Here is a 14,199-nt window from a genome sequence, read left to right as displayed (position 1 = left end):
TTAATACCGTCAGTATATACATTTAAAGATCAATCAAATCCTTAAATGTTATATGAGACCCAATATTTTTGAGAATGCTCCAGGAGAATTAAGCCAAGATGCCTTCCTAAGCTGGTTAGCACAATGGTCCAGTGCCATTTTTCAGCAGACAGACTATGCTTTAAATGAATTATCTACAAATTTCATTACTTTTCTTATACGAAAAAGCTATCCAAACTATAATGAACCAATTAAATCTTTGAAAGTCATACGACAACATGGAAAAATTGATATTTCTCTGATTGTTAATGATGAATTCTACATTCTCATAGAAGACAAAGTATATGCAGATGAGAACAATGACCAATTAACAAGATATCTGGTCTTTGCGGAAAATTACTGTGCTACAAGAGGACTAAAAGTCGTTCCTATATACTTAAGAATTATTAACGAATCCTTAGATTCGTTACACAAAATTAAAGAGAAGAAATATAACATTGTTAGTAGGGAAGACTTGTTAAATATTTTTGCTGAGTCAACCAAAATTGAAAATGATATATTTAGAGACTATAAAAATCGCTTGGAAAAAATACAAGCTGAGCATCAATTTGATAAAATAGAAGTGATCGAGTGGAATGTGCATGCATGGATGGGCTTCTACACTCAATTAGAGAAAGTAGGTATTGCAATTAAATGGCATTTTGTCAACAATCCCTCTAAGAGATTTTTAAATGCACTCCTTTCATGGGATTCTTTAGATGGTTATCCAGTTTATATTCAAATAGAAGAAGGTGACCTTGTTTTTAAAATCAGTACACACCCTGATGACACCTCTAATAAAACTCTATCAAAAGAACAAAAAGCTGAATTGAGAAATAATTATTCGGCAGTTATTATCAATAAAGCTAAGCAACTTGGATTAGTGGAGATTTTCAAACCTAAGAGGATGGGAATTGGCAATTGGATGTCTTTGGCAAAAGTTTCACAAGAAGACTGGTTAACGCTGAATGAAAATAAAATAGATCTCACAAAAACTACCATGAAATTGCAATTCTATAAGAATTTCACAAAAAAAATAACTTCGATTGACCAAAACAATACTCTTCTTCATCACAATTACGATAAACAATGACTGAAAATTACATAAAATACTGGCGTAACAGCCTTGCGGATGGAGAACGAATGGAGCAAAATCTTCAGAAATTGGATCATTTTAAAATTGAATGGGTCGACCTTGAAAAAGGCACTCTCCCCTCAGCGGAAGTTAACCTGCTAATCGATAATTACGAACTCAAAGTAAATAGGGAAAAAGGTATTGAAAATAGAGATGATGATGATTGGATAGAGATAGGTGAGATTTCAATAATCATAGCTCCGTTCGCTATTCTTCCAAAATATGAACACGGGAAAAAGGTAACAGAACGAGATAACATTTATCCATTCTGGCTCAATGCCCGTGTAAATAGATATGGCTACCTCAGTATTCCTGATATCAAGTTTCCTGTCTTTATCAGAAAAGTACTGGAACCTACTGTTAAAGAGGATCAATTGATAATTCTAAGCTCTGTGGAAAAAGTAGATCAGATTATGAGCGAGGGCAACTCTGATATAGAAGACTGGGCCGACTATTGGATTTTTATCACCTCAATATTTGAAAAAGTTACTGGACAGGAGCTTAGCTCTTTTTCAGTAGATGAACTAACTATCAAAAATGAAACTATAGTAGCTCTTGATGAGAAAATGGATGGTGCAGGTGATGGTATCATTAAGCTCTATGACCAGTTATTAGAGGAAGAAAGAATCCCAGCTCTTTTATCAAAGCTCAGCATCACAAACTGCCCAATTATCAAATCTCTCATTCCTGAAAATAACTGGCCAAGTATCATGTACAAGCATCTGGGTCAGATGGGAAATAAATTTCCTTTATCATTTACACAAAGACAGAGCCTAATTCACTACAATTCTCTTGAAAATGGTGATTTAATGGCGGTAAATGGGCCACCAGGAACAGGTAAAACTACTTTATTGCAAAGTGTGGTGGCACATGAATATGTGAAAGCTGCCATTATGGGCAAAGATCCTTTTATAATGGTTGCAAGTTCTACTAATAATCAGGCTGTCACAAATATTATCGAAAGCTTTAGTAAGGCTGATTCTACCCATAAACTATTATCCGAAAGGTGGCTTCCGGATATTAACAGTTATGCTCTTTACCTACCCTCATCATCCATGATTCCTAACGATGGAGTTCATTATGCTCAAATTAATAGAGAAGGCCTTCCATCAACAATAGAAAAACCAGAATATATTGATAAGGCAAAAGAGTTCTTTATTGAAAAAGCTGAGATTCATTTCGGCGAATCCTTTGATGATGTTGAATCTGCCACTAATTACCTCCAAGGTAAGCTAAAGTTATTAGATAATCGACTGAAAAAGATTCAGCACGGATGGAAGAATTATCTTGAAATTCTGAATCTACTGGAAACTTACTCTTCAACAAAGTCTTCCATCTTTTTTAAATGTAATGCTTTGGATAGACAAGCTATAAATATGGAAGCTTCTGAAGTGTCTCGACTTTTGGAGGCTTACTACGTCATTAAAGAATCAGAGTCTTTCTGGCTAGTACTTTTTTCATTCCTGAAATTCTTCAAAGAGAAAAGAGCCATTCCCTATAAACGATTATTTCAATCTTCGAAATTACAGATTTTCAGTCCAGATTATAATGATATAAACCAGATTGAAGAAATTCTTCTACAGAAACTCGATTTGCTAAACAAAGTCATTTCACTTGATGACCAATGGTCTAATCTGAAATCATCCAATGCTCTTGAATCGAACCCTCCTTCATTATTCGATGAACTCGATCTGGGGCTTCGACACGAAGCATTCCTTCTAGCCACACATTATTGGGAAGGAAGATGGATTTTGGAAGCTGATCAAGTAGTTACAGAAAACATACATTGGAAAAGTATGGAACCTGATATGATTAGAAGGTATAAGCGATATGCTATGTTAACTCCTTGCTTCGTTTCCACATTTTATATGCTACCTAAATTCTTTAGCTATAAAAAATACGGAGAAAAAAACACTCTTAACCAATTTCCACTTCTAAACTTTGTTGATTTGCTAATTGTGGATGAAGCAGGTCAAGTAACTCCTGAAGTAGGTGCTGCTTCTTTCGCCCTGGCCAAAAAAGCACTGGTGGTTGGAGATATTAAACAAATAGATCCTATCTGGAAAATTCCAAAACCAATAGACCATAGTAATCTATCTAAGTTTAAGCTTTTGACCTTAGAAAATAAATTTGATGACTTAGATGAAAAAGGATTTACTGCTAGTGCAGGAAGTATAATGAAGCTTGCACAAAACGCCTCATATTATCATGCTGCGGTAAAAGAAGCTAGAGGAATGATGTTGGTGGAGCATCGCAGATGCTATAATGAAATTATTGACTTCTGCAACAACTTAGCCTATCATGGTTTGCTTAAGCCAATGCGTGGGTCATATGCTAAACATGAAGTAAAACCTCCTTTACCTGCAATGGGATTCATTGACATCTTGGGAAATTCAATAAGTGAAAATGGGAGTCGACTCAATGAAGAAGAGGCAATTGCAATTGCTAATTGGCTTCTTGAAAATCACGACCTGATTAATAACTTTTACTTCGATTCGAAAAATCCAGAGAAAAAATTGGAGGAGCACATTGGTATTATTACTCCTTTTGCCTCTCAAAAACATTTGCTTAAAAATATAATTAAGACAGCAGGGTTCGATACTAAAAAGCTTACCATTGGTACAGTACATGCCTTACAAGGTGCTGAGAGATCAATAATTATATTTTCGCCAGTTTATGCTTCAAATGAAGAAGGTAGGTCTTTCTTTTTTGATCGTGGGGTAAATATGCTTAATGTGGCAGTTTCAAGAGCCAAAGATAGCTTTTTATTGTTTGGTGATACTTCAATTTATGATCAGAAATCATCGACTCCTTCGGGAATGCTCATGAGATATTTGAAGACAAAGGGAAAAAATATTTCAGCAGAATGATAGAACTAAAATGGGCGATTTTTCAGGAGAAATTCTCTGGCAAAGAACAAGATGCTTTTGAAGCTCTTGCATATGAGTTGTTTTGTCAAGAGCACAACCGACCATTTGGTATTCATTCCTACGAAAACCAAACGGGTATTGAAGCTGACCCTATAAAAATTGGAGACGATTATATAGGATTTCAAGCAAAATTCCTTAAAGTCAAACCATCAAAAAGGAAATCAAAGTTGATTGAGGCTTTTCAAAGTGCGAAAAAGAAAAACTCTGAATTAACAAAGGTTTTGTTCTACATTAACCAACCATTTGCAGAAAGTCCTTTCCCCAATCAGAAAAAGTCACAAATACAAATCGAAATAGAGGATGAGGCTAAAAAGCTAGACATTAATCTAGTTTGGAAAGTGCCAAGTCAATTGAAGATCCAACTTTCACAACCTGAGAATCAACGTATTTACAATCGTTATTTCTCTCGACTTACCTTACCCTCATCAAAAGAGATATTAGAAAAGTTTAAGTTATCATCTTTTCAACTTCAAAATATTAATCAATATTTCGAAGGTCTGGTGGATTCTCATATTCCTCGTAAAGAGACAAGACAATTATTGAAGTGGATCAAAAAACCACTAGGCAAGGCTGAGAAAGGAATTATACTTTTGGAAGGTAATGCTGGATATGGTAAGAGTGTTATTATTAAAGATCTGTATGACGAGCTAAATAGTACAAAAATTCCTGTTTTAGGTATTAAGGCGGATAAATATTATCCCAAAACCAAAAAGGAGCTTCAGGAGCAATTGGATTTTGACCTCCCTATTGAAATACTAGTAGAAACACTTGCTGTTACGAATGATTCCGTAATTATATTGATTGACCAACTTGATGCACTCTCACAATCCATGTCCGCAAAGAGAGAATATCTTGATTCATTTCTTTCACTTATCAATTCTTTCGCTTCCATAAGTGACGTAAGAATTATTATATCTGTCAGAACTTATGACCTTAATTACGACACTTCTCTACGCAACATATCTAATCAAAAAAGCATAAAAGTTGGGGTTCTTGATCCACAAGATGTGCAGCAGGTTCTGAAGGAGAAGAAAATAGACCAGGAACAAATAAATCCTAAACTATTAGAGTTAATTCGGGTACCTCATCACCTGAACGTACTATGTAAAGTCAGTTCAGGAAACCAAACCTTGGACGGTATTCAAACTTTACATGACTTGTACAATGAGCTTTGGCATCAAAAAATCACTAAATATACGCATGGTTCATTGTGTAAGGAAGCTCTTTACGAAATCGCTTCTCACATGTACAAAACCTCCAGCATCAACCTTTCCAAATTTAAAATTGATCAAAAGTATTTCACCTCAGTTGAGTACCTAAAAAGTAATGGTCTTTTAGTAGAATCGAAGGGTGAAATTCAGTTTTTTCATCAAACATTTTTTGATTATTGCTTCGCAAAACAATTTGTTGATAGTGGGCAATCCATAGAGAAATACATCTTAAGTAATCATCAAGGACTATACATAAGAGCGAGCCTTAAGATGATTATGAGCTTCTTGCGAGATCATGATTTAGAGAAATATATAAAAATCCTGCAAAGGGTTTTAGAGTATTCTAAATTCCGGTTCCAAATAAAAGTCCTACTTGTTACAGAACTGGGGTATAGAGAAGATCCAAATGATTCTGAAAAGAATTTCGTAAGGCGAAAGATTCTATCAAATAAAATTTGGAAAGACATTTTTATGGAGGCAATAAACACATCTTCTTGGTTGGACTTTCTAAATGAAAGTGGAGAGTTGAAAAAACTGATCTCAGAAGAACCTTTTACAAAGGCATTCAATAGCTTTGGCCTACATGTACTTAAAAAGCAAAATAAAACAACTGAAGTTCGATTAAATCAGCTATTTAATCTCTTTAAAAGGCTGCTTCCCACTTGCAGGCAGCAAATACTTCAGATTCTTTTTGACCTTCCTGAATTTACAGATAAAGCCATGCTTATTTTTAGGCTATTATATTTTATCAAAAAGTGGGATCACCCTTTAGCTACTCATTTGTTCGAAAAGTATGCTGATGATGAAATTGTAAAAGACACCCATGGCTTTTATTCTATCTTAGAAGATGCTTCAAGAGAAAATCTTAATTGGACCTTAAAAGTTTATGGTGAATACTTAACAAAGAAGATCAAATCACAGAAAACCCTCTACGATAAACCTAAGTTGAGCTATGATGATTCTGAACTATTTAAAAAGATTTTTGAGATTGATCTTGAGCAGTCTTTTGATTTCACACTCAATTTGGTAAAGTCAATAAATAAAAGAAAGCTAAATAATGAAAATGAGTTGAAACTAAATTTTGACTTACCTTATTTTTTCTCATATCCTGGATCAAATCGTAATGACTATGAAGAAGTCCTTCAGCTTTTGATCGATAAAAGCAAGCAGTTATACTTCCAAAATCCTAATAAATACAAAGAGTTTGTTAGTGATCACTTGAATGATCATTCATTAACCATTCTTGTGATATTAATTATTAGTTTACAAGATCAACCTGAAACACACAAAGAATTAATTGTCGAATTACTAAAGTCATATTCAGATAAGGGAGGCTTTGAGATTTCATCCAAAGCAGGGTTTTATGTAAGGCAGCTCATTTCGAAATCGTACGCACACTTTACAGATGAACAAAGGCAAAAGGTCAATGATTTAGTGCTTAGTATTTTACCAGAGAGGGATTGCAAAGTCTATATCAATAGAGAAGGAAAAAAGTATCATTACCTGCGCTGGTCAGGAGGGATTAAATATGAGTATCTCTGTGCTATTCCACATAATTTATTGATTAACCAGCCATTGATAAAAAAAGTATATCAAGAACTCGAACGAAAATTCGGTCAATTTAAAGAAGACAAACCACAAGGTAGTGTTTTGAGAGCAGTTCCTCCACCTCTTTCTTCTTCTGCCTATGAAAACATGAATTTCGAACAATGGGAAAATTCATTCATGCAGTATGATGAAGAGCAATTTCATGGTAATGGTCCTTTGAATGGCTCAAAAGTAGAGCATTCAAGGGCTTTTGAAAAACAAGTGGCCGAAAGACCTCAATATTTTGCTGCGTTGATTGAAAGGTTGATTGAAGAGGATAAAGTTGATCATAATTATATAATCTCTGGACTAGATGGCCTAGTAAAAGGTGAATATGATACTAATGAATTTAAGAAATTGTTTAAAAAAGCACTAAATCTTCGCCTTGATAGTTCAAATATCAGGATGCTTCTATTGCTAATCAGTTACCTTATTAATACAAAGAATTGTGATGATGAGGTAATCACTTTCTTATGTAATACTGCACTTAACCATGAAGACCCTGCTGATAAAGAAGAATTAGAAAATTCCATTCAATATGGAATTAATACAGTAAGAGGTTTAGCCGTTAGCAAAATACCTTATTTATTCTCTTATCCTGACCATAGAGATTTGGTATTTGATACTGTTGATAGAGTACTTGACGATTTTAGTGTTGGAGTTAAAGCTACATTAATGCCACAGCTCCACTACCTTATGGATCTTGATAAGGAAAGAACACTAAAGGTATTATTGCGAGTGACAGAACAAAATGAAATTGAGGTACTAAAACACACACTTAGAAGCGCTCAATGCCTTGCAGAATACTTTTTCAAAGAGCTTGAACCCTACTTTAAAACGTCTTTAGATCACAAAGAAATGCATGGAGATTCGGCTGTTATTCTGGCATTGCTATGGATTGACGATCAGCAACAATGCTATGGTCTTTTGAAAAAATTCTTAAAGAAAAACGAAGAGGCTCGATCAAAAATGGTTGATGTTGCAATCCATAATTTATTCAACGAAAATCCTATATCGAGAAAAAGAGCTGAAAAGCTATTTCTACAATTTTTGGATAGCAAAGATGAGAAAGTTATACAGGAGTACTCTACAGCTTTCTTACATTTAAAAGATAAAGGAGAAGATTGTTTTATGAAGATTCACCCTTTACTAGTGAAATACTCCAAATCCAACGTTGTAAAACGCTCTCCTCATTACTTCTACGAGTACTTATTATCTAATGCAAAAAAGTACCCTAAAGAGTGTATTGATCTACTTTCTCAATTTAAAAATTATGACAAACCTGATATATCAAAAAGTGGTTACTATAATGATGACCCTGTAAAAATTTTATTAGGAGCCTACAATAGTCTTAGAAGTGTGGGAGAGTCAGACTATAGATATAAAGAAAAGAGTATAAAAATATTTGATCAGCTGTTAAAAGATGATCGGTTTAGGCAATCTGCAAATAATGTCACTGATCAAGCGGACTCCTAAATTTAAGGCATGAGAACTAGTTGTTCTTTGTCTCCTTATGTCATTTTTTATCCATGTATGACGTATCATATTTTCCCCTTAGTCGTAAAGACTTTCATATCATCTCTGAACAAGATCTTTCCTCTTCCATGTTGAGAAGAAATGGCTTAATGATGGGCAGTTTAGGAGTTCACAATTCTTTTTGCTTCCTATCTTGTTAAAACTATAATTTAAAGAAATAACTTTAGTTCATAATTGCAATACTGTCTTATCCCGAACTAACCCGAAATCGCATTTCTCAACTTTCCTAATCTTACCACCAAAACGGTAAGATGAAATATAAGAGAAAGAGTAAGTCTACTTCAGGGAAGTCAGCCAACACACAAAGAGTAACGATAATCAGCCGTCATGCAAAGCGCACCAGAAAGGCTGGTGAAGCCTGGACAAAAGCCATTCAACGCGCAACTAAAGAACTGAAGAAAGAAGGTAAGTTGTAGTGGCTGGCAAATATTACAAGAAGGAAAGGAAAGCCCAGCTGCTAATGGGTGAACTTTCAGGAATTGCCGGACAATTCAAAGCCAATTTAATTCCTGAAATTAAACTTAGTTACAATAAGGGCAAAAGAGTGTTGGGCAATGTCAAATCTTCCAAAGATGCTGCTAATTTTATTCGTTCCCAATATCGTAGAGGAAGTATCGAAGCCCAGGAGTTCTTTAATGTCATTTACCTGGATAGGAAAAACAGCGTAATTGGATACTATCGCCATTCAAAGGGGGGAATTGCCGGAACGGTAGCCGATCCCAGAATCATTTTTGCCATTGCTTTAAAGAGTTTGTCCAGTGGCATCATTATCGCCCATAATCATCCATCAGGCACTTTAAAACCGAGCAGTTCGGATATCAAAATCACGAGGAAGATCAAGCAGATAGGTGACTTGCATGAGATCAGTTTGCTAGATCACTTGATTGTGACAAAAGAAAGTTACTTCTCATTTTCTGACGAGGGAATATTATGAGTGACCTCATCTTGCTTGACCTCTTTAGCGGCATAGGAGGTTTCCCTAAAGGACTCTCTGCTGCCGGAATGAGATTCCGAAAACACTACTTCAGTGAGATAGACAAATACGCTATTGCCAATTATCATTACAATTTCAAAAATGCCATTTATGCAGGAGCAGTTGAAGAAATCAAGAAAGGAAGCATCGAAAAACCAGACATTATCACTTTCGGATCTCCATGCCAGGATCTATCCATTGCTGGAAAAAGGAAAGGCATCAAAGGAAAAAGAAGCCGGCTCTTTTTTGAAGCAGTTAGAATCATCAATGAACTCAAGCCCAGTTTGTTTATCTTTGAAAACGTCAAAGGACTTTTTTCCAGTAACCAGGGCAAAGACTTTGAAATCGTATTGCGAGCGTTTGCCGACCTTGGGCTTTATGACATCCAATGGCAACTGCTTAATACTGCCTGGTTTCTACCCCAAAACAGAGAGCGGGTGTACCTTGTCGGATCTCTTAGAACCCAAGCCAGACCCGAAGTATTTCCTATCGGACAGAGCCATAGTGCGATTAAAAAAAGCAATGAAAGCCTCTCACAAGCCAACATTGCTCCAACAATAAGTACTAAAGTGGGTGATAGCGGGAACTATTCACCCTATATCTTAACCTTAAGAGGTAAAAAGTACGAAAAGGGAGAGAATCTGAACATTAGAAAAGCAGGTATTTCTAACTGCATTACCAAAGCGGATGACCATAATTTCCTGTTGGAGAAATGGCATCCAATGCGATCTGTAAGAACCGAAAAAGCAAAGGCAATCAGGCGCGCTAACCAGAAGAAAGGCATTGATTATGCTCCATTCAGGGAGAGAGGTTTTGAAGTAAGGCAAGATGGCATTACCGGAGCGCTTACTACTAACACAGAAAGTGAAAATTTGCTTACGAACATGGAAACTATCAGAAGGTTTACTCCTTTGGAATGTGAGAGATTGCAGGGGTTCCCTGATGACTGGACAAGCAAAGGAATCTTTGATGGTGAGTTGAAAGAAATAAGTGACAGCAGGAGGTATCAGCTTCTTGGCAATGCAGTGAGCGTAGCTGTGGTGGAAGCCGTAGGATTAAACATACAAAAGAGTCTAGCTAAAGAGAAGGGATTAGTAGAACCAAATCTTGAAGGTTTAGACTTTGTGAGGACACCTATTACCTATTACGGAGGGAAACAACGACTGGTAAGTCTCATTCTTTCCCTGATCCCGGATCACAGATTATACTGTGAACCTTTTGTAGGAGGTGCTGCGGTTTTCTTCGCCAAACAGCCTTCTGAAATGGAGGTCATCAACGACTTAAACGGAGAAGTAGTGAACTTCTACCGCGTTTGCCACAGTGATTTCAACAAATTGGAGAAACTGATAAAAAGCACTCCACATAGCAGGCAGGTGCATAAAGAGACTCATGATATGCTGAAGAATCCAGAAAAGCTGGATGCTGTTCAAAGGGCCTGGGCATTTTGGGTGCAGACCAATATGAGCTTCTCCGCAAGGATATTTGGAGGGTATGCCTACGAACGGAAATCGAATGGCACTCAGAAGCGATTTTTAAATAAAAAACTTGCGTTTACGAAGGCCATTAAAGATCGCTTGGAAATGGTAGACATGGAATGTAATGATGCTATTACTGTAATCAAAAGCAGGGATACTGAAGATAGTTTCTTCTATTGTGACCCTCCTTACTTTAATTCCGATATGGGACATTACAAAGGTTATTCAGAAAAGGACTTTGAAGAGCTCTTGATTACTCTGGCTAATCTCAAAGGAAAATTTCTATTGAGCAGTTATCCATCAGGAATCCTTAAGAAATATTCAAATAAACATAAATGGCACACACTGGAGAAAAGCTCGGGGGTCTCTGTTACGCATCAAACAGACAAAGTCAAAACTGAGGTTTTAACTGCTAACTATCCACTGAAAAATGAATTAGATGGGGTCACAAGCCTACTACTTCTAAAAGCCAAATCACTTAAAATGAAGCTGACTCTTAAGGATCATCTAATATTGTAGATGATAATAACTATTAGTTAAACCTCCATTATCATGAATCAAACGGAAAGCTAAAAATCAGATCGTCCTATCCTTGGCCTATGATTTCTGTCATCAACTATCAAGAGAATATTAAGCAGGTAAACCTGGCTAAGCTGCCTAAAGTTTACCAGGAAGGTCATGAGTTCTTCATGGAAGCCAAAGACTGGTACGACAAGGATAAAACAGTGAAAGAGTCGATTGATTTATACCTAAACAATCTTAATCAGCAACTTCAGTTAGCTAAACCTAAAGCAGAAACAGAGGAGCTCTTTATTGAAAGTTTTCTGAAGTTCGACCGTAAGACGATGAGCAAACTTCAGTTACGCAACTATATCAGCTCACTTCAAAAGGCCATAGCAACCAAACAGATTACCAGGTCTTCCATGCATGCCAGGCAAATTCAGAAAATCCAGGAAAAACTGATAAGTCAGTACAATAAATTAGAAGGTAACAGGAAGATTAAGATCCTTATCAATAAAGATTGGAAGGCAGAACTACGAAGGGCAATAAGCTCCAATGAGCTGAACGGTTTATCTGGTTTGCCTTTATCAAGAAAGGCACATTTACCAGCTACTAATACGGAAAAACGCTCGCTGTCAATTTTCAATTCGATGAATGACATTAACACCGCACCTTCTGAAAATTCTTTTAGACTAGCTGGGGACTTAGGCAAATTGCTAGGTGACCTGGAGCGATTTGAATTGGCCATTACTTTAGAAGGCGACCAGGGAGGTGGAAAAACACGGTTTGGCTACCAGTTGGCAGATGCTTTCGCTGGTTTAAATAATCAGATCGCAATATTTTCCCTGGAGATTGGCAGGCGCTCGGATTTGATCAGAAGAATGCGAGAGGAATATGTTGCTCCCGGCAACAGAGGTAAAATCTTCATCACCGATCAACTACCTCAAGGCATTGAAACGATCAGGAAAGCAGCGAAGGAATTTGATGTAGTTGTTATTGATAGTTGGAATAAACTCAATGCTCATTCTTCTGAATTTGATAAACTCCGGAAAGATTTCCCTGATACGATCTTCATAGTAATCTTTCAGCGTACCACCCAAGGTACTATCCGTGGTGGCACTGCACCACTATTTGACGCGGGCGTCAACCTTGAAGTAGTAAAAGTGGATGACTCTTTCCGAAACAATTATGCAGTTGCCACTAAAAACAGGTATGGTGAAACAGGTTTGCAATACAACATAGCAACGAAGTCGATTATTAACTCAGGTGAACTAGTGGAAGATGAAAAATGAAGATGTAAACCAGCCTTTCAGATTAAATACCACACTGAATATGGGACATATGTTATTAAGCTCAATCAGTTTGCTCATTGTGGTAATCAGCATGTGGGTGAATGTTCATGTAAAGTTGGCTAAGTTAGAGCTGGAAGTTAATACGCAAAAGGAGAAACATATCAATCTTAAACTCACCCAGGACAAACTTTTGCAACAAATCAATAATACAACCACTGAAATGACTAAGCTGCTATATGAAATAAAAATTGAGTTGAAAGACAAAGCAGACAAACTTACTGACTTTAAGAAATCTCATTGATGGTATTAATATTCCAATTGATAAGAAAATACTTTTGGATTGCGCAGTTGATCCTAATCTTGATACTCGTCTACATGCTCATGGTAAAAAGATCCGAAGTGCTTGATTTTAAAGAAGCTTCAGAGCTCAGTTTTCAGGACATGCAGCAATGGAAAGACAAAGCAGGTAAAAACCGCCTGAGGGTGGAACTTGCTGAAATTGATGCCTCCAATGCTAAGATGGCGCTGGCAGAGAAACTCCAGGAAACTATAAGAAAAGATATTGGCAATATTAGAAAGAACCTTATTAGTTATTCAACTGTAAAAGCATCTACCTCTGACTCATTAAACATACCTTTAATAGATACTGTTTACTTGAAAACTGATAATGTTGTACTATCTGCAAAGAAGTTTACTATTTCAGATGATCACCTGAACATGGAAGGTCTCTATTTACCATCTCTTGATACGTTATCGATAACTTATGAGATCATTCATAATTTTGATATCACCTACTACTACCGAAAGCCAGGAAAGAAACCCTTTAACTTATTTAAGAAAAAACAGGCTATAGCAGAAATTAAATTTGATAATCCTCAGTCACAAGCTGACAGTCTTTATACTATTATACTAGAAAGAAAGCCTTCCTTCCTGAGTAAATTGTTTAATTAATCATCAAATCCTTCCTGAAAAAATTCGGTAAGCGTCATATCAAAGGCTTTCACTACTTTTATCAAGCTACTAAACCGAAGATCTTCACCTCTTTCATACCTTCCGAACTGGGCTCTTGGAATATTATGCTCGTATGCAAAATATTCGTAATTAGTATATCCTTTTGCAATACGCAACGTCTTTATTCTATTACCAAGCTTGCTAAGCTGTTCTTTGCTGAAGTCATCATCCTTTGACATACAACAAAGGAAAAATCATTCATACCTATTTGTTACCACTTATTAATTACTACTAATAAATAGTATATTGTATTTTAAAGTAAATTGTATTAGTTTTCAATCGAAAAGCAAAAGTAACTATGGGAAATTCTCTCACAGAAGATAAAAGAAGGTTAAGAGAAGAAGCAGTTCAGGTTCTGTATGATTCATTAAAATCAAAGCACAATATCTCAAAAGAAGAATGTTATGAAATTTATGATAAGATGCAGATGGTGAATGAAGCTTCTGAAGAATAATAGTTATTATATCCCTTTTTCAGCCACCATAAAAAGCGATTAGTTCCTTATAGCATTCATACCTATTTTTAATATT

The 14,199-nt window shown here is 36.0% G+C and carries 11 protein-coding genes; 10 read left to right on the top strand and 1 reads right to left on the bottom strand.

What is annotated here, in order from left to right; genetic code table 11:
* Positions 1-52 precede the first annotated feature (52 nt).
* From IEV85_RS15235 to IEV85_RS15190, 9 genes are all read left to right on the top strand, one after another.
* Entirely contained in the window at positions 53-1,111 is a 1,059-nt protein-coding gene (locus IEV85_RS15235; RefSeq protein WP_188464930.1) for a PD-(D/E)XK nuclease family protein, read from the top strand.
* The gene (locus IEV85_RS15230) at positions 1,108-4,023 is read left to right on the top strand and encodes an AAA domain-containing protein (protein WP_188464929.1); all 2,916 of its coding nucleotides are present in this window, start codon (positions 1,108-1,110) and stop codon (positions 4,021-4,023) included. The genes IEV85_RS15235 and IEV85_RS15230 overlap by 4 nt, the downstream gene beginning before the upstream one ends.
* Entirely contained in the window at positions 4,020-8,357 is a 4,338-nt protein-coding gene (locus IEV85_RS15225; RefSeq protein ID WP_188464928.1) for an NACHT domain-containing protein, read from the top strand. The genes IEV85_RS15230 and IEV85_RS15225 overlap by 4 nt, the downstream gene beginning before the upstream one ends.
* A 311-nt stretch (positions 8,358-8,668) precedes the next feature.
* A complete protein-coding gene (locus tag IEV85_RS15220; RefSeq protein WP_188464927.1) occupies positions 8,669-8,833 on the top strand; it encodes a hypothetical protein in 165 nt (54 codons plus the stop codon).
* Between the two features lie 44 nt (positions 8,834-8,877).
* Complete coding sequence (locus tag IEV85_RS15215; RefSeq protein ID WP_188464926.1) at positions 8,878-9,351, top strand: JAB domain-containing protein; 474 nt, start codon at positions 8,878-8,880, stop codon at positions 9,349-9,351.
* On the top strand, positions 9,348-11,384 hold the full coding sequence (gene dcm / locus IEV85_RS24900) for a DNA (cytosine-5-)-methyltransferase (protein WP_229712608.1): 2,037 nt from the start codon (positions 9,348-9,350) through the stop codon (positions 11,382-11,384). The genes IEV85_RS15215 and dcm overlap by 4 nt, the downstream gene beginning before the upstream one ends.
* 80 nt (positions 11,385-11,464) lie before the next feature.
* Positions 11,465-12,658, top strand: a complete 1,194-nt coding sequence (locus IEV85_RS15200) for a P-loop NTPase family protein (protein ID WP_188464925.1) — start codon at positions 11,465-11,467, stop codon at positions 12,656-12,658.
* On the top strand, positions 12,648-12,959 hold the full coding sequence (locus IEV85_RS15195; RefSeq protein WP_188464923.1) for a hypothetical protein: 312 nt from the start codon (positions 12,648-12,650) through the stop codon (positions 12,957-12,959). The genes IEV85_RS15200 and IEV85_RS15195 overlap by 11 nt, the downstream gene beginning before the upstream one ends.
* 80 nt (positions 12,960-13,039) lie before the next feature.
* Positions 13,040-13,609, top strand: coding sequence for a hypothetical protein (locus IEV85_RS15190; protein ID WP_188464921.1), 570 nt, complete (start codon positions 13,040-13,042; stop codon positions 13,607-13,609).
* On the opposite strand, the gene IEV85_RS15185 is transcribed toward IEV85_RS15190, so the two are convergent.
* Positions 13,606-13,848, bottom strand: coding sequence for a helix-turn-helix transcriptional regulator (locus IEV85_RS15185; RefSeq protein ID WP_188464919.1), 243 nt, complete (start codon positions 13,846-13,848; stop codon positions 13,606-13,608). The two genes, IEV85_RS15190 and IEV85_RS15185, sit on opposite strands and share 4 nt — an antisense overlap.
* Before the next feature lie 119 nt (positions 13,849-13,967).
* On the opposite strand from IEV85_RS15185, the gene IEV85_RS15180 reads away from it, so the two are divergent.
* Positions 13,968-14,123 carry a hypothetical protein gene (locus tag IEV85_RS15180; RefSeq protein WP_188464917.1) on the top strand — a complete coding sequence of 52 codons (156 nt, stop codon included), beginning with the start codon at positions 13,968-13,970 and terminating at the stop codon, positions 14,121-14,123.
* The last annotated feature ends 76 nt before the right edge of the window (positions 14,124-14,199 follow it).

The organism is Marivirga lumbricoides (genome assembly GCF_014636295.1).
GTDB lineage: Bacteria > Bacteroidota > Bacteroidia > Cytophagales > Cyclobacteriaceae > Marivirga > Marivirga lumbricoides.
The sequence above is the reverse complement of the archived record's forward strand: the minus strand, read 5'-3'. Positions and strand labels throughout refer to the sequence as shown.